Annotated in this window: 14 protein-coding genes and 1 other RNA gene; 5 read left to right on the top strand and 10 right to left on the bottom strand. The window is 59.9% G+C overall.

What is annotated here, in order from left to right:
• The first annotated feature begins 43 nt into the window (after positions 1 to 43).
• On the top strand, positions 44 to 280 hold the full coding sequence (locus WFM45_RS06960) for a major outer membrane lipoprotein (protein ID WP_004931354.1): 237 nt from the start codon (positions 44 to 46) through the stop codon (positions 278 to 280).
• 141 nt (positions 281 to 421) lie between these two features.
• On the opposite strand, the gene WFM45_RS06955 is transcribed toward WFM45_RS06960, so the two are convergent.
• The 7 genes from WFM45_RS06955 to sufA form a co-directional block, all read right to left on the bottom strand.
• A complete protein-coding gene (locus WFM45_RS06955) occupies positions 422 to 1435 on the bottom strand; it encodes a L,D-transpeptidase family protein (RefSeq protein ID WP_033633191.1) in 1014 nt (337 codons plus the stop codon).
• A 295-nt stretch (positions 1436 to 1730) separates the two neighbouring features.
• Positions 1731 to 2147 (bottom strand): cysteine desulfuration protein SufE, encoded by a 417-nt coding sequence (gene sufE, locus WFM45_RS06950; RefSeq protein ID WP_004931358.1) that lies wholly within the window; start codon positions 2145 to 2147, stop codon positions 1731 to 1733.
• A 36-nt stretch (positions 2148 to 2183) separates the two neighbouring features.
• A complete protein-coding gene (sufS, locus tag WFM45_RS06945; RefSeq protein ID WP_280598214.1) occupies positions 2184 to 3410 on the bottom strand; it encodes a cysteine desulfurase SufS in 1227 nt (408 codons plus the stop codon).
• Complete coding sequence (gene sufD / locus WFM45_RS06940) at positions 3407 to 4693, bottom strand: Fe-S cluster assembly protein SufD (protein WP_103085608.1); 1287 nt, start codon at positions 4691 to 4693, stop codon at positions 3407 to 3409. Before sufD ends, sufS begins: the two co-directional genes overlap by 4 nt.
• Positions 4668 to 5414 (bottom strand): Fe-S cluster assembly ATPase SufC, encoded by a 747-nt coding sequence (gene sufC / locus WFM45_RS06935; protein WP_103085609.1) that lies wholly within the window; start codon positions 5412 to 5414, stop codon positions 4668 to 4670. The genes sufD and sufC overlap by 26 nt, the downstream gene beginning before the upstream one ends.
• Before the next feature lie 43 nt (positions 5415 to 5457).
• Positions 5458 to 6954, bottom strand: coding sequence for a Fe-S cluster assembly protein SufB (gene sufB / locus WFM45_RS06930; RefSeq protein WP_004931367.1), 1497 nt, complete (start codon positions 6952 to 6954; stop codon positions 5458 to 5460).
• 14 nt (positions 6955 to 6968) lie between these two features.
• Complete coding sequence (gene sufA / locus WFM45_RS06925) at positions 6969 to 7340, bottom strand: Fe-S cluster assembly scaffold SufA (protein WP_004931368.1); 372 nt, start codon at positions 7338 to 7340, stop codon at positions 6969 to 6971.
• Between the two features lie 526 nt (positions 7341 to 7866).
• Here sufA and WFM45_RS06920 point away from each other — a divergent pair.
• Complete coding sequence (locus WFM45_RS06920; RefSeq protein WP_004931369.1) at positions 7867 to 8271, top strand: hypothetical protein; 405 nt, start codon at positions 7867 to 7869, stop codon at positions 8269 to 8271.
• A gap of 45 nt (positions 8272 to 8316) precedes the next feature.
• Here the strand turns inward: WFM45_RS06920 and menI are convergent, their stop codons facing one another.
• The gene (menI, locus tag WFM45_RS06915; RefSeq protein ID WP_016927938.1) at positions 8317 to 8733 is read right to left on the bottom strand and encodes a 1,4-dihydroxy-2-naphthoyl-CoA hydrolase; all 417 of its coding nucleotides are present in this window, start codon (positions 8731 to 8733) and stop codon (positions 8317 to 8319) included.
• Positions 8730 to 11786, bottom strand: a complete 3057-nt coding sequence (ydiJ, locus tag WFM45_RS06910) for a D-2-hydroxyglutarate dehydrogenase YdiJ (RefSeq protein ID WP_060559591.1) — start codon at positions 11784 to 11786, stop codon at positions 8730 to 8732. Before ydiJ ends, menI begins: the two co-directional genes overlap by 4 nt.
• 245 nt (positions 11787 to 12031) lie before the next feature.
• On the opposite strand from ydiJ, the gene ydiK reads away from it, so the two are divergent.
• Together ydiK and rprA are read left to right on the top strand one after the other, a co-directional pair.
• Entirely contained in the window at positions 12032 to 13132 is a 1101-nt protein-coding gene (ydiK, locus tag WFM45_RS06905) for an AI-2E family transporter YdiK (protein WP_033633195.1), read from the top strand.
• A gap of 257 nt (positions 13133 to 13389) precedes the next feature.
• Positions 13390 to 13499, top strand: an RNA gene (gene rprA / locus WFM45_RS06900) — antisense sRNA RprA.
• 109 nt (positions 13500 to 13608) lie between these two features.
• On the opposite strand, the gene ppsA is transcribed toward rprA, so the two are convergent.
• Entirely contained in the window at positions 13609 to 15987 is a 2379-nt protein-coding gene (gene ppsA, locus WFM45_RS06895) for a phosphoenolpyruvate synthase (RefSeq protein ID WP_004931376.1), read from the bottom strand.
• Between the two features lie 459 nt (positions 15988 to 16446).
• Between ppsA and ppsR the strand changes: the two genes are divergently transcribed.
• Positions 16447 to 17307, top strand: coding sequence for a posphoenolpyruvate synthetase regulatory kinase/phosphorylase PpsR (gene ppsR, locus WFM45_RS06890; RefSeq protein ID WP_336954972.1), 861 nt, complete (start codon positions 16447 to 16449; stop codon positions 17305 to 17307).
• Positions 17308 to 17340 lie beyond the last annotated feature (33 nt).

Below are 17340 nucleotides of genomic sequence, written 5' to 3'. Positions count from 1 at the left end.
TGTAACGCTACATGGAGATTAACTCAATCTAGAGGGTGTTATAATGAATCGTACTAAACTGGTACTGGGCGCGGTAATCCTGGGTTCCACTCTGCTGGCTGGCTGCTCTAGCAACGCTAAAATCGATCAACTGTCTTCTGACGTTCAGACTCTGAACGCTAAAGTTGATCAGCTGAGCAACGACGTGAACGCAATGCGTTCTGACGTTCAAGCTGCTAAAGACGACGCAGCACGCGCTAACCAGCGTCTGGACAACCAAGCTCACGCTTACAAAAAGTAAGATAGCTTTGGTTATTGAAAACGGCGCACATTGTGCGCCGTTTTTTTTGTCTGTCCGTCACCCTGGGTGTTTCCTGCACGGCAGGCAAAAAAAAGAGGTTCAGCACGCTGAACCCCTCTTCGACCGCTCAATCCTGCAAACCTAGTTCACCGAACTGATTGGCGCTGCCTTGAATGGGCTCTTATTCGCCGCAGGAGCCGCTGCAGGCGTCAAACTCACCGCAGACGGACTCTCCCCTACGTTGACCAGCACCGGCATGCCAGAACGGCGTACAACCGCGCTATCGAACACGGCGCGATCGGTCTGACCATCGGCCGCAAAGGCTTTCTCCGCTTTAGACAACGCGATCGGCATGGTCTGTGGATCGTCGCTTTCCACCCGCGACAGCGGTTGGTGCACTTCCACATAGCGTTTGCCGTCCGGCTCGACCGAAATCTTCACCGGATCGTTGATCACTTGCACCCGCGTACCGCGCGGCACCATGTTGAACAGCGCCTCGATATCCGTCGGACGCAGACGAATGCAGCCGGAGCTGACGCGCATGCCGATACCGAAGTTGGCGTTGGTGCCGTGGATCAGGTATTCACCGCGCCCCATCGCCAGACGCAGGGCGAACAGCCCCATCGGGTTCTCAGGGCCGGCCGGCACCACCGCAGGCAGCGTCACGCCCTGGGCTTGATAGCGCTTGCGGATGTTGGCGGTGGGCGTCCAGGTCGGATTAGGGATCTTCTGGCTAATGGAGGTCACCTCCAGCGGCGTGTGCATCCCGGTCTGGCCGATGCCGATCGGATAGACGATCACTTTGTTCTCGCCTTTCGGGTAGTAATAAAGGCGCAGCTCGGCCAGGTTGACGATGATCCCTTCACGCTTAGTGTCAGGCAGCAGCATTTGGGTCGGAATGGTCAGCACCGTACCCGGCTTGGGCAGGAACGGATCGGTGCCGGGGTTGGCTTCCAGCATGCCCAGCAGGCCGATCTTGTAGTCAGCGGCGATGGCTTCCAGCGGGCGGCCGTCGTTTGGCACGGTATAAGTGGTGTTTTCGCCGATCAGACGGCTGTCCGGCGGCGGCAGCGGGTACTCGGTCGCACTGGCGGCCTGCGTGCCGGCCAATACGGTGGCGAAGACCATGCCCATTAAACTCAACGCACGTTTCATTATCATCCCTATATTTTTATGACGGTTCGCCCACAAGGCTAACGAGCGCCAGGTGGTGGGTAAATCAGACAATACCTGATTAATACTAGCAACGCTGGTATCAAAGGCAATAAGTCCTCTAAAAATCAACACGTTATAACGTAATCGCCGTCATTGATTGTCAACGAAACGTCAACAGTTAAGCTGCTGAAATATCACTGAATTGGGCGCGTTGCCCGGAGGAAAATCGTGAATTGTAAAGACTCATTGACAAAGCAAAGGTATCAATGAGTCTTGAGGATGAAGGCGTTATGGTTCAGGCCAGCTGCGCCGCTTTACTGCGAATGGCGCGGATCATCGCCTCCAGCCCCTGCGAGCGCGAAGGCGTCAGATGTTGGCTGAGCGCCAGCTCGGTGAAAAACGGCCGCACATCAAGATCGACGATCTGCTGCGGCGTCAATTGGCGATACAGAATGAACACCACCGCCAGCAACCCTTTGACGATCGCCGCGTCGCTGTCGCCGTGAAACTCGACCTGCCCCTGCTCATCGCGGCGCATCACGATCCACACCTGGCTCTGACAACCGGAGATCAGGTTGCCAGCCTGCCGCTCCGCCTCGTCCAGCGGCGGCAATTTAGCGCCGAGTTCAATCACGTACAGGTATTTCTCCTCCCAGTTCAGACAGCGGGAGAAATTACGCACCAATTTATCTTTGTCCGGCAAATTCGCCATGAGGATCCTTTTGTACCGCCGGGGACGCGCCCCGGCCTAACCTAATAACTGATGAATGCGTTGCAGCCCGGCCACCAGCCGGTCCACCTCTTCGCGGGTATTATATAACGCCAGCGAAGCGCGGCACATGCTCGGCACCTGATAAAACGCCATCAGCGGCATCGCGCAGTGATGGCCGGTGCGAATGGCGATACCGTACTGATCGAGGAAGCTGCCGACGTCATAGGCATGGTGCTCTCCCAGATTGAAGGCGATCACCCCGGCGCGTTGCGCCGGACCATAGATTTTCAGCGTCGGCACCTGCTTGAGCGCCTCGAGCGCGTAATGCATCAGCGACTGTTCATAATCGTGGATCGCATTCAGGCTCAAGGCTTCGACGTAATCAAACGCCGCGCCCAGCCCCATGATGCCGGCGGTGTTCGGCGAACCGGCCTCGAAGCGCCACGGCGGATCGGCGAAGGTGGTGCCCGCCGTCAGGCTGACCTGCCGGATCATCGAGCCCCCCCCTTCCCACGGCGGCATCTGCTGCAACAACGCCTGGCGGCCATACAGCATGCCGATGCCGGAAGGGCCATACAGCTTATGGCCGGAAAACACGTAGAAATCGCAGTCCAGCGCCTGGACATCGACGCGCTGGTGCATCACCGCCTGCGCGCCGTCCACCAGCACCGTCAGATCCGGTGACAGGGTTCTGGCACGGGCGATGATCTCACGCACCGGGTTGACGGTGCCCAGCACGTTGGAGACCTCGGTCAGCGCCAGCAGTTTACAGGACGCGTCGACCAGTTCCGGCAACCGCGCCAGATCCAGCGTACCGTCCGGCTGCAGCGGCCACACCCGCAGCTGCAACCCGCGCTCCTGCGCCAGCATCTGCCACGGCACGATGTTGGCGTGGTGCTCCATCTCGGTGATGAGAATCGCATCGCCCGGCTGCAGCTGGTGGCGGCCAAAGCTGTTGGCCACCAGATTGATGCCTTCGGTGGTGCCCTTGACGAACACCATCTCTTCCGCCGAGGCAGCATTGATAAAGCGCGCCGCCTGTTCCCGCACCGCTTCCATCTGCTGAGTCGCCTCGGCGCTCAGGGTGTGGATACCGCGATGCACCGCCGCATACCCGTGGCGGTAGAACTCCAGCTCGCGGTCGATCACCGCCTGCGGTTTCTGCGCGCTGGCGGCGCTGTCGAGATAGGCCAGCGGTTGGCCGTTCACCTCACGCGCCAACAGCGGGAAATCGCCGCGCACGCGTTCAATCGGATAACTCATGCAGCCTCCCCCGGCAGGCGCTGGGCAATGCGCGCCAGCACCCGTTCCCGGATGGTGTCGTTGGCGATGCCTTCGGTCAGCTCGGCGGCGAAGGCGAAGATGATCATCTGCTGCGCCGCGTGCTTGTCGATGCCGCGCGACTGCAGATAGAACAGCTGCTCTTCATCGATGCGCCCCACGGTAGCGCCGTGGCTGCACTTGACGTCATCGGCGTAGATCTCCAGCTGCGGCTTGGTATCTACTTCCGCCACCTTGCCCAACAGCAGGTTATGGTTGGTCATCTGGCCGTCGGTTTTGATCGCGTGCTTGGCCACTTTGATCATGCCGTTGAACACCGCCTTGCCGCGATCGCTGACCACGGTTTTATGCAGCTGGCGGCTTTCGCAATAGCCCTTGTTGTGCTCCAGATAGGTGCGGGTGTCGCAAATCTCTTTGCCCACCGGCAGCACCAGGCTGTTGATCACCAGATTCGCGCCTTCGCCGTTCAACTGCGCGCTGGTGTTGTGCCGCGTCAGGCCGGCACCCAGCAGGAAGCTGTCGCTTTTCACCCGCGCGTCGCGGCCGATAACCAGATCGTTGTGAGCAAAGTGGTAGCTTGGCTGGCTCTCAAACGCCAGCTTGCAGTGCAACAGCCCGGCGTTGTCCGCCACATTGGCGGTCAGGCGCGCGCCGGTGAAGTGTGCGGCCTCGCCCAGGCTGACATAGTGTTCGATCACGTCCGCCTCAGCCCCGCGCCCGATCTCCAGATGATGGCGGTGATGCACGGTGTTCACTTCCCCGGCGGCGCCGCGTCCGCTGCTGATGTGCAGCAGATACAGCGGGCGTGCAGGGATCTTGCCGGCCGGCAAGCGAATCAGGCTGGTTTCCTGCGCCAGGCTTTCGGTCAGGTGCAGAAAAATCTCCGGCTGGATCGGCTCCGGCAGCGCCTGCGGCGTGCCGTAGGCGGTCAGCTCGAACTGGTAGTCGCCCAGGTCGCCATCGCTCAGCGCGGCGCTGTAGCGGCCGTCGATAAACACCAGCCGACAGGCATCGATGCCGAGCGCCAGCGCTTCGAGCTGCTCTGCACTCACCGGGGCGGGCTGCGGCTCGAGGAATTGCTGCTCCAGCAGGCTCTCCAGCGGCGTGTATTTCCAGTTTTCATGCTTGCGCGTCGGCCAGCCGAGGCGCAGCGCCTGCTGCCAGTGCGCCAGCGCATGCGGCGAACGCTCGCCGCCGCGGCCTTCGAACAGGCGATACAGCTGCTGCAGCGCGTTTGAATTACTGTTGGTCGGTAAGCCAGCCATAGCCCTGCTCCTCCAACTGTTTCACCAGCGAGAAATCGCCGGATTTGACGATGCGCCCCTGGGACAGCACGTGTACGTAATCCGGTTTGATGTAGTCCAGAATGCGCTGATAGTGGGTCACGATGATAAAGGCGCGCTTGCCGTCCCGCAGCGAGTTGACGCCGTTGGCGACGATTTTGAGCGCATCGATGTCCAGGCCCGAATCGGTTTCATCGAGAATGCACAGATCCGGCTCCAGCGCCGCCATCTGCAGAATGTCGTTGCGTTTTTTCTCGCCGCCGGAGAAGCCGACGTTGACCGAACGGGTCAGCAGATCGGCCGGCATGTCCAGCAGCGCGATTTTCTCTTCGATGAAATCGGCGAAGTCAAAGCGATCCAGAGGCTCCTGGTCGCGGTATTTGCGCACCGCGTTGACCGACGTCTGCAGGAAGAAGTGGTTGCTGACGCCGGGGATCTCCACCGGGTACTGGAAGGCCAGGAACACGCCCTCGCCCGCGCGATCTTCCGGATCCAGCTCCAGCAGATCCTTGCCCTTGAAGGTGACTTCCCCTTCGGTCACTTCGTACTCTTCACGCCCGGCCAGCGTGGCGGACAGCGTGCTCTTGCCCGAGCCGTTCGGCCCCATGATGGCGTGCACTTCGCCCGGTTTGATCTCCAGATCCAATCCCTTGAGGATCTCGTTGCCTTCCACGCTGACTTTCAAATTCTTGATGCTTAACATGCTGTGTCCTCAGATAGCGCCGACGGCGCTAAAAATGCGGCGATTAACCCACGCTGTGTTCCAGGCTGATGGCCAGGAGTTTTTGCGCCTCGACGGCGAACTCCAGCGGCAGCTCGGAGAAAACGTCCTTGCAGAAACCGTTGACGATCATCGAAATGGCGTCATCCTCGCTGATGCCGCGCTGCAGGCAGTAGAACAGCTGGTCATCGCCGATCTTCGAGGTAGTGGCTTCGTGCTCCAGCTGAGCGCTGTTGTTGCGCGCTTCAACGTAAGGGAACGTGTGGGCACCGCTGTCCGGCCCGATCAGCATCGAGTCGCACTGGGTAAAATTACGGGCGTTTTCCGCCCCCGGCAGGATTTTCACCAGGCCGCGATAGGTGTTCTCGCTGTGGCCGGCGGAGATGCCTTTGGCGATGATGGTCGACCTGGTGTTTTTGCCGATGTGGATCATCTTGGTGCCGGTATCCGCCTGCTGATGACCGCTGGTCAGCGCCACCGAGAAGAATTCGCCGATCGAGTTGTCGCCCTGCAAAATCACGCTCGGGTATTTCCAGGTGATGGCCGAGCCGGTTTCCGACTGGGTCCAGGACATTTTCGAACCGGCGCCTTCGCACAGCGCGCGCTTGGTGACGAAGTTGAGGATACCGCCCTTGCTCTCGCCGCCGGAGAACCAGTTCTGCACCGTCGAGTATTTCACTTCGGCGTCTTTATGCAGGATCACTTCCACCACCGCCGCGTGCAGCTGGTAGCTGTCGCGCACCGGGGCGGAACAGCCTTCGATATAGCTGACGTAACTGCCTTCGTCGGCGATCAGGATGGTGCGCTCGAACTGGCCGGTTTTGGCGGCGTTGATGCGGAAGTAGGTCGACAGCTCCATCGGGCAGCGCACGCCTTTCGGCACATAGACGAAGGTGCCGTCGGAGGCCACCGCGGCGTTCAGCGCAGCGAAGAAGTTATCGTTGGACGGCACCACGCGCCCCAGGTATTGACGCACCAGATCCGGGTATTCCTGGATCGCTTCGCCGAACGAGCAGAAGATCACCCCGCTCTCCGCCAGTTTTTCACGGTAGGTGGTGGCGACCGAGACCGAGTCGAAGATGGCGTCCACCGCCACCTCGCTGCCCTCGCGCACCGGCACGCCGAGCTGGTTGAACGCCAGCTCCACTTCGCTGGTCAGGTAATCTTTTTCCGTCGCCGCGCCCGGTTGCTGCTCGGCGCCGGGTTGCGAACCGCATGCATCGTCGCAGCTGCCGCAGGACGGCGCCGAATAGTAACTGTAGTCCTGGTAGTTCAGGCGTTCGTAATTGGCCTTCAGCCAGTGCGGCTCTTCCATCTGCAGCCAGGCGCGATAAGCCTCGAGGCGGAATTCCAGCATCCACTCGGGTTCGTTGCGCTTGGCCGAGATGGCGCGCACCACCTCTTCGTTGATGCCCTTGGCCAACTCATCGGTTGCCAGCTGGGTGAAGAAACCTTCTTTGTAGCGACCTTCGCTGACCCAAGCCTGCACTTCATTAGGCATTTCTACATTGCTTCGTGTCATGTTGATTGCATCGCTCAAACGCCAAAGCTCTCGCCGCACCCGCAGGCATGCTGAGCTTTAGGGTTGTTGAATTTGAATATCTGATTCAGCCCTTCGCGGACGTAATCTACCGTGGTGCCATCGATGAACGGCATGGCCTTCAGCGGCACATAGAGTTTGGCGCCGTCGCGCTCAAACAGCAGATCGTCATCGGCGGGTTCGCGGGTCAGATCCAGCACATAGGCAAAGCCGGCGCAGCCGGATTGTTTCACCCCTAGCTGCAGCCCTTTCACCTGCGGATCCTGCTGCATCAGTTTGGTTATTTGTCGTACGGCGCTGTCGCTGAGCGAAATGCCTTGCCAGACATTTTCATCCAGAGAAAAAGTGCCGACATTTTCCGTTTGCATAGGGTCTACCTCACACTCGTGTTTGGCCACAGCCAATCTGGGTTGCTTATATGTTAGTGATAACGATTATCACTTCAACCGTTTGTTTTGCGGGGGTATCCGCCGCAAGCGCGGTTTTTCGCTGCGGCGTGCGGCAAGCCAGCGGGACATCCGTGGCGGCTTGCGGCGTCTGGCGGCAAGGTGTGCATGCTATCCCTATGAATTTGTTCTTTATCCTGCATCACCGTACCGCACTCCCCGGTGGCCCGTCAGCGTTACAGCGCCGCGGTACGTTGCCGATCTAAACATTCATAGAAAATACCTATTTCTGCATTCTGTCTGTCGTAAATGTGCGTTTATCGGCATTTCGTGGCGCAGAGCAAGCGCGCGCCCTCAGGTTAAAGTTTAGTCGCTCAGCATCAAGTTGGGTCGTCGGCGGCCTTTTACACCCCGCGCGATGAAAAAACGCCACGCCGGGGATTGATCGGCAACGCGGCAGTTTATATGATAATGATTATCATTCAATTTGAATTTGAGCGCGAAGCCAATGACTCTTTCGATCAACGCATGGTTGCTGGGCAAGATTGATGACTACAAATTCAGCGTGCGCGACGCCACGGTGGACTTTTACATGGCCGAAGCGGCGCTACGGCGCCCGGAATGCAATATCGACCACCTGAAGCGGTACAACAGCGTCAGCCTTACCATGGCCAATTTGTGTCTGGAGAACGGCGACGACGACAGCTACCTGCACGCGCTCAGCAAGCTGCACAACCGGCTGATCGTCGAGATCAACAACCCACAGCGTTGCCAGCTGTTTCGGGTGCAAAGCTACCACTTCGCCCGCCATACGCTGACGCTGATCTGCCAAAAATATGCAATGGAAGGCACCTGGGAGAAGGCGAACGCGTTTCAGAAGGACTTCGTCAAACGCGTGCCGTTTCAGCTGTAAAGCGAAAGGCTCCGCAGGCCGATCGCCTGCGGAAAGCGGCGGGGATCAGTCGATGACCGCCGTGGTCAGACGCGAGGTGCAGCACAACCGATCGCGCGCGTCGAAGATCTCGATTTGCCACACCTGATGGCGACGGCCGACGTGCAGTGCGCGGCACACCCCGCGCACCTGGCCATCGAACACCGCGCGCAGGTGGTTGGCGTTGATCTCCAGCCCCACCACTTTCTGCTCGCCCTCACTGCACAGGTAGCCGGCCATCGATCCCATCGATTCCGCCAGCACCACCGACGCCCCGCCGTGCAACAGCCCGAACGGCTGCCGGGTGCGGCCATCGACCGGCATGGTGGCCTCGAGGAAATCCTCGCCCAATTGGGTAAACTCGATGCCCACATGGCTGACCATGCAGCCGTCGCCGGCGCGGTTCAGCTGCTCCAGCGATGTTTCACGTTTCCACAATTTCACTCAATCATCTCCAGAAGTGCCTGTAATGGGTGGCGCACGCCATTGCCCTCGATGCGTTTCACCTGGCTGCGGCAGGAATAGCCGGTCGCCAGGCAGCGCTGCCGCGGCAAACGCTGTAACGTCGGATGCCATGATAGCTCATAAATGCCGAGCGAGTTTTGCAGGTTCTTGGCTTCATGGCCGTAAGTGCCCGCCATGCCGCAGCAGCCGACGCTGACGTTCTCCAGTTTGGCGCCGAAACGGGCGAAGATCGCCGCCCACTGTTGGCCGCTGGCCGGCAGCGCGGTGGTTTCGGTGCAGTGGCCGAACAGATACCACGGCTCGCCGGTCGCCGGCTGTTCGGCGCGATCCGCGATCCGCTGCTGCAGCCATTCATGCACCAGCTGCACCTGGAAATCGCCGCGCTCGGCGCCGAGGATCTCGCGGTATTCGTCGCGGTAACACAGCACCAGCGCCGGATCGACGCCCACCAGCGGCATGCCTAGCTGCGCCACGCGGTTGAGGAAATCGGCGGTTTTGCGCGCGGTGCGGGCGAAGCGCGTCAGGAAACCTTTCACATGTTGCGCCTTGCCGTTCGGCGAGAACGGCAGCAGCACCGGTTTATAGCCGAGCTTCTCCACCAGCCGGACAAAGTCCGCCACCACTTTGGCGTCGTAATAGCTGGTGAACGGATCCTGGACGATCAACACGTGTTCTGCGCGCTGCTCGGCGCTCAGCCCTTCCAACTGCTCCAGCGTCAGCGTGGTCGCGCGGTGGCCGGACAGCTGCTGACGCAGCGTCGGGCTTGACAACAGCGGCAGATCGACCATGCCGATGGCGTTGCGGCTCATCTCCCGCAGCCACGGCTGGCGGAAGAAGAAGTTGAACACCTTTGGCGCGCGGGCCATCAACGGGGTATAGCTCTCCACACCGGCGACCATGTAGTCGCTTACCGGGCGCAGATAGCGAGTGTGGTAGAGCTGCAGGAAGCGCGAACGAAATCCCGGCACGTCAATCTTGATGGGACACTGGGTTGAACAGGCCTTGCAGGCCAGGCAGCCGGACATCGCCTCTTTCACTTCGTGCGAGAAGTCGTACTCGCCCTTGCCGGCGTGCCAGCTGTTGCGGGTTTTCTCGATCAGGCCGCGCAAGCTGAGGCGCTGCTGCGGCAGCTGTTTCTCCAGCGCCAGCGGATCGACCCCCTGCTCGGCCAACAGACGCAGCCACTCGCGCACCAGCGTCGCCCGCCCTTTCGGCGAATGAATGCGGTTGCCGCTGATCTTCATCGACGGGCACATCGGGCTGCGCACGTCGAAGTTGAAGCACAGACCGTTGCCGTTACACTCCAGCGCGCCACGGAACGAGGTGCGCACCTCGACCGGGATCTGGCGATCGAAGGTGCCGCGTTTGACCGCATCCACCTGCATCATCGGCGCATCCACCGCCAGCGGCGAACAGATCTTGCCTGGGTTCAGGCGGTTATCCGGATCGAACGCCGCCTTGATGCGGCGCAGCTCTTCATACAGCGTTTCTCCGAAGAATTCAGGGCTGTATTCCGCGCGGAACCCCTTGCCGTGTTCCCCCCACAGCAGGCCGCCGTATTTGGCGGTCAGCGCCACCACCCGATCGGAGATCTGCTTCATCAGCACTTCCTGCTGCGGGTCGCACATGTCGAGCGCCGGGCGCACATGCAGCACCCCGGCGTCGACGTGGCCAAACATGCCATAGCTCAGATTGTGGTCATCGAGCAGTTGCCGAAATTCGACGATATAGTCCGCCAGATGTTGCGGCGGCACACAGGTGTCCTCGGCGAACGGAATCGGCTTGGCGCGCCCTTTGGCGTTGCCCAGCAGCCCGACCGCCTTCTTGCGCATGTTGTAAATGCGCTCGATGCCCGCCAGATCGCCGCAGATCTGGTACCCGATCACGCCGCCCTGCCGCTGCGCGATCAATTCGTCCAGCCGTTGGCACAGGGCCTCCATCTGGCCGTCGATCAGCGCCCGATCGTCGCCGGCGAACTCGACGATGTTCAGCCCGAGCATCTCTTTATCCGGCACGTCGGCGATCAGTTCGTTCACCGAGTGCCAAACGATGTCTTCACGCGCCAGGTTCAGCACCTTGGAATCGATGGTTTCCACCGACAGCGCCTTGGCCTCGACCATAAAGGGCGCATTGCGCAGCGCCGAGTCGAAGGAGTCGTACTTCACGTTAACCAGACGACGCACCTTCGGCAGCGGCGTGATGTCCAGCCGCGCCTCAGTGATAAACGCCAGCGTGCCCTCGGCGCCGGTCAGAATACGCGTCAAATCGAAGGTTTGCAGATCGTCGCTCAGCACGTGGCGCAGATCGTAACCGGTGAGGAAGCGGTTGAGCTTGGGGAATTTCTCCAGGATCAGCGCGCGCTGCTCGCGGCAGCGGTTGAGCACCGTGCGGTAGATGCGCCCTTCGGCGGTCTCTTCCAGAGCAATCGTTTCCGCCAGCGCCGTCGGCATGGCGCGGGTATCGATCATCTCACCGCCCAGCAGCACCGCCCGCAGGCCCAACACGTGATCGGAGGTTTTGCCGTACACCAGCGAGCCCTGGCCGGAGGCATCGGTGTTGATCATTCCCCCCAGCGTGGCGCGGTTGCTGGTGGACAGTTCCGGCGAGAAGAAGTAGCCGAACGGCCGCAGGTATTGATTCAACTGGTCCTTGATCACCCCGGCTTCGACTTTCACCCAGCCTTGTTCGACGTTGATCTCCAGAATGCGGTTCATATGGCGCGACATATCGACCACGATGCCGGTATTGAGCGACTGGCCGTTGGTGCCGGTGCCGCCGCCGCGCGGGCTGAAGGTCAGCGTGTTGAAGCGCTCTTCTCCGGCCAGACGGGCGATCAGCGCCACGTCGGCGGTGGAACGGGGGAACACCACCGCATCGGGCAGCAGCTGATAGATACTGTTGTCGGTGGCCATCGTCAGCCGGTCGGCATAGCTGGTGGCGGTATCGCCGTTGAATCCGTTTTGCTTCAGTGCTTCCAAAAAGTCGAGCACCCGTTGAACCAGGCCGGGCGCCTGAGAAATCTGTGGGATCATTCGCTTTTTTGACCCTGTCCGTCTATTTTTTATGCGCTGATGTACGCTGAATCGGGCCTTTAATTCAGACCCACCCTATTTTTTAGTGACACTAAAAACTAACATACTCGTTTAGTGAAGGCATTCACATTATTACCGCCCTGCGAGCGCCGCCACAGGCGGCCGCCCGGCGGTGAGAAACCGACCGACAGGCACCCCGATTCGCCGGTGCCAGGGATTTAATTGACCAGGATGAGAACCCACTGATGCCACTCCCGCAATCGCGTTACGACTTACCGCGAATTATTTTCGGCGTGCTGTTTATCGCCATCATGATCGTCGCCTGTTTTTGGGTGATCCAACCGTTTATTCTCGGCTTCGCCTGGGCGGGCATGGTGGTGATCGCCACCTGGCCGCTGCTGCTCAAACTGCAAAAGCTGCTGTGGGGCCGCCGTTCGCTGGCGGTGTTGGTCATGACCCTGCTGCTGATCCTGCTGTTCATTCTGCCTATCTCACTGCTGATCAGCAGCGTGGTGGATAACAGCGCGCCGCTGATCGCCTGGGCCAGTTCGCCGGGCAAACTGCATATTCCCGATCTCGCCTGGCTGCAGTCCGTGCCGATGATCGGCGACAAACTCTATACCAGCTACCACACGCTGGTTAACGCCGGCGGCGCTGCGCTGCTGGCGAAGGTGCAGCCGTACTTTGGCCAAACCGCCACCTGGTTCGTGGCGCAGGCGGCGCATATCGGCCGTCTGCTGCTGCACTGCGCGCTGATGCTGCTGTTCAGCGCCTTGTTGTATGCGCGCGGTGAGCAGGTGGCGCTGGGTATCCGCCACTTTGCGGTGCGCCTCGGTTCCGCGCGCGGCGATGCGGCGGTGCTGCTGGGCGGCCAGGCGATCCGCGCCGTCGCGCTGGGCGTGGTGGTGACGGCGTTGGTGCAGTCGGTGCTGGGCGGCATCGGTCTGGCGGTAAGCGGCATTCCTGCCGCCACTCTGCTGACGATGCTGATCTTCATCTGCTGTGTGGCGCAATTGGGGCCGCTGTTGGTGCTGGTGCCGGCCATCATCTGGCTGTACTGGCACGGCGACACCACCTGGGGCACCGTGCTGCTGGTCTGGAGCTGCGTGGTGGCCACGCTGGATAACGTGCTGCGCCCGGTGCTGATCCGCATGGGCGCCGATCTGCCGCTGCTGCTGATCCTGTCCGGCGTTATCGGCGGTTTGCTGGCCTTCGGCATGATTGGCCTGTTCATCGGCCCGGTGGTGTTGGCGGTATCTTATCGCCTGCTGACCGCTTGGATGGATGAAGCGCCGGAGCCGACCTCCGCGCCGGAGCAAGTCATCGACGATCTGGAAAAACGCTAATTCCCCCTTCCGCCCGCAGCGTCGGGCGGAGCTTTTCACGCCCGTCATTATTTCTACCTCATTCGAGTAATATTTCCGCCCAATATAATGCCGCCCTATATTGATTACGGTACGGCGAATGAAAGATGCAATGTAAATCCCTGTTTGTTGCAAACGGAAAAAAGAGATAACTCCCGCAAATAAAATGTGATGCCGCTATCGATTAGGATGATTCTTAATGACTAGTCGCGTTCAAAAATCTAGTATTATGGCCATCTATTGCTTCAAATCACTGATTTTAAAGCAACCTTTCTGAACAATGTAATGCCATACATGTGAATTGCTGTGTGTAGTCTTTGCCCATCTCCTACGGTGGGCTTTTTTTTATTCTTTTTTCGTCGAATTGATTATTTTACGCGCCGTTATTTACATTCGGAAATAAAAAGGCCGCAGCGTTAACTGCGGCCCGACGTTAATGCCTCAGTGAGGCCGAGACATTATTTCTTTTTCGACAAATTGATCCAGGTCTGCACCACAGTGTCCGGGTTGAGCGACAGGCTGTCGATGCCCTGCTCCATCAGCCACTCGGCGAAGTCTTCATGGTCAGACGGGCCCTGGCCGCAGATGCCGACGTATTTGCCGTGGCGCTTGGCCGCCTGAATCGCCATCGACAGCAGCGCTTTCACCGCCTCGTTGCGCTCGTCGAACAGTTCCGACACTACGCCGGAATCGCGATCGAGCCCCAGCGCCAGCTGAGTCATGTCGTTGGAGCCGATGGAGAAGCCGTCGAAGTGCTCGAGGAACTGATCCGCCAACAGCGCATTGGACGGGATTTCGCACATCATGATCACTTTCAACCCGTTTTCGCCGCGTTTCAGCCCCTGACGCGCCAACTCGGCCACCACCGCTTCCGCCTGCGCCACGGTGCGCACGAACGGCACCATGATTTCAACGTTGGTCAGCCCCATATCGTTACGCACGCGTTTCACCGCCTCGCACTCCAGCGCGAAGCAATCGCGGAAACTGTCGGCCACGTAACGGCCGGCGCCGCGGAAGCCCAACATCGGGTTCTCTTCGTGCGGTTCATACTTGTCGCCGCCCACCAGGTTGGCGTACTCGTTGGATTTGAAGTCGGACAGACGCACGATCACGCGCTTCGGCCAGAAGGCGGCGCCCAGCGTCGCGATGCCTTCGGTCAGGCGACCGACGTAGAACTCGACCGGGTGATCGTAACCCTGCATCAGCGCGCGAATTTCATTTTGCAGCGCCGGCGTCTGCTGGTCGAACTCCAGCAGCGCGCGCGGGTGCACGCCGATCATGCGGTTGATGATAAATTCCAGCCGAGCCAGGCCCACGCCTTCGTTCGGCAAACGCGCGAAGTCGAAAGCGCGATCCGGGTTGCCGACGTTCATCATGATCTTCAGCGGCAGATCCGGCAGCTCGGTCACTTCGGAGCTCTGCACGCTGAAGTCCAGCATGTCGCTGTAAACGAAGCCGGTGTCGCCTTCCGCGCAGGAGACGGTGACTTTCTGGCCGTCTTTCAGCACGTCGGTGGCGTGGCCACAGCCCACCACCGCCGGAATGCCCAGCTCACGGGCGATGATCGCCGCGTGACAGGTGCGCCCGCCGCGGTTGGTGACGATCGCGGCGGCCTTCTTCATGATCGGCTCCCAGTCCGGGTCGGTCATGTCGGTCACCAGCACGTCGCCCGGCTGGATGCGATCCATTTCGCTGATGTCGTGGATCACTTTCACCGGACCGGCGCCGATGCGGTGGCCGATGGCGCGGCCTTCCACCAGCACCGGGCTGGTGCCGTTCAGCTGGTAGCGTTCCATGGTCTGCTCGTTGGAGCGTACGGTCTCCGGGCGCGCCTGCACGATCAGCAGCTTGCCGGTATGGCCGTCTTTCGCCCACTCGATATCCATCGGGCGGCCGTAATGTTTTTCGATCAGGATCGCCTGCTGCGCCAGCGCCTGCACTTCTTCATCCGTCAGCGAGAAACGGCTGCGCTGCGCTTCCGGCACGTCTTCGATGCGCACCTGCTTGCCGTGATCCTGCGACGGCGCGTATACCATGCGGATCTTTTTCGAACCCAGGTTGCGGCGCACGATCGCCGGCTTGCCGTTTTGCAGCGTCGGTTTGTGCACGTAGAACTCATCCGGGTTCACCGCGCCCTGCACCACCATTTCACCCAAGCCGAAAGCGGAGGTGATGAAGACCACCTGATCAAAGCCGGACTCGGTGTCGATGGTGAACATGACGCCCGAGGAGGCCAGATCCGAGCGCACCATGCGCTGTACGCCGGCCGACAACGCCACGCCGCGGTGATCGTAGCCCTGGTGCACGCGATAAGAGATGGCGCGATCGTTGAACAGCGACGCGAACACGTGCTTGATCGCCACCATTACGGCGTCGATGCCCTGCACGTTGAGGAAGGTTTCCTGCTGACCGGCAAAGGAGGCGTCCGGCATGTCTTCCGCCGTGGCGGAGGAGCGCACCGCAAAGGAAGCTTCCGGTTCGCCGTCGGCGAGCTGTTGGTAAGCCTGATGAATTTCACGCTCGAACTCGGCGTGGAACGGCGTGTCGATCACCCATTGGCGGATCTGGGCGCCGGCCTTGGCCAGTTGGGCAACGTCGTCAACGTCAGTCTGATCCAGTAACTGATAGATGCGCTGGTTAACACCGCTTTGTTCGAGGAAATCGTTAAACGCCTGTGCGGTGGTGGCAAAACCGTTAGGCACGGCCACGCCCAAATCGGAAAGATTGGTGATCATTTCACCGAGGGAGGCATTTTTGCCGCCGACACGGTCAACGTCGTGCATGCCAAGCTGGTTGTACCAAAGCACATTACGCAAGTCTGGGCCATTGTTGGACATCGAGACAATCCTTATTGCTATCAGTAGGGTAAAGACGGATTTAATTCGCTTGCTTTACGGCACCGCTAACACGGAGCCGAATCAGACTAGCACACTGATCCGGGGAAAATGGAAAGGTGAATCGATCAACCCACTGAAGAAAGTGGTTTTTAAGAGAATGTCCTAACCGGCTGATTTGCCTGGGAACCGTTCCCAATCGCACGAAAAGCTTAGTTCTCAACAAATTACGCTCTTTTTAAAATTCTGTTTTAATGACCACGCAAACGCTATCGTTTTTGGTGAAAATAGCGGCAAATTTACGTTTCGGCTCGAACAGCGTCGCTGCGCCGCGATTTCTACCGCCGCCAAAGCGCGCTTTTCTTCGTGCGCCGCCGCAAGACGCTTTACCGCCCCGCCGTCACAATTTTTTCCCTCGCCCCTTTACCCGCGGATCGTCTGCGGCTCATGATATTGGCAGTGATGACAGCAGGAACACCGTTTTCAGGTAAGGAGCCTCGGGTGGAAAGAAGCGTTTTTTATATTTCGGATGGTACGGCGATCACCGCGGAAGTGCTGGGGCACGCGGTGCTGTCGCAGTTCCCGGTCACGGCGACCACGTACACCTTGCCGTTTGTCGAAACCGAGGCGCGCGCACGCGCAGTTCGCCAACAAATCGATGATATCTATAATGAAACCGGTGTACGGCCGCTGGTGTTTTACTCCATCATCTCGCCGGAAGTGCGCGACGTGATCGTTCAGAGCCAAGGCTTCTGTCAGGATATCGTGCAGGCGCTGGTCGGCCCGCTGCAGGGTGAGCTGGAGGTGGAGCCGACGCCGGTGCCGAACCGCACCCACGGCCTGACCGCCAGCAACCTCGGCAAATACGACGCGCGCATTGCCGCCATCGACTATACCCTGGCGCATGACGACGGCATTTCGCTGCGCAACCTCGATCAGGCGCAGGTGATCCTGCTCGGCGTGTCGCGCTGCGGCAAAACCCCCACCAGCCTTTATCTGGCGATGCAGTTCGGCATCCGCGCCGCCAACTACCCGTTTATCGCCGACGATATGGACAATTTGCACCTGCCGGCCTCGCTGAAACCGTTTCAGCATAAATTATTCGGCCTGACCATCGATCCGGAGCGCCTGGCGGCGATCCGCGAAGAGCGGCGCGAAAACAGCCACTACGCTTCATTGCGCCAGTGCCGCATGGAGATCGCCGAGGTCGAGGCGCTGTTCCGCAAAAATCAGATCCGCTACCTCAATACCACCAACTATTCGGTCGAAGAGATCTCCACCAAAATCCTCGACATCCTTGGCATGAGCCGCCGCATGTTTTGATCTTTTCCTCGCGGGGCCGTCGCGCCCCGCCGC

The sequence above is a fragment of the Serratia sp. KG1D genome (genome assembly GCF_037150675.1).
GTDB classification, from domain to species: domain Bacteria; phylum Pseudomonadota; class Gammaproteobacteria; order Enterobacterales; family Enterobacteriaceae; genus Serratia; species Serratia nematodiphila.
This window is presented reverse-complemented; position numbering and strand designations above follow the sequence as displayed.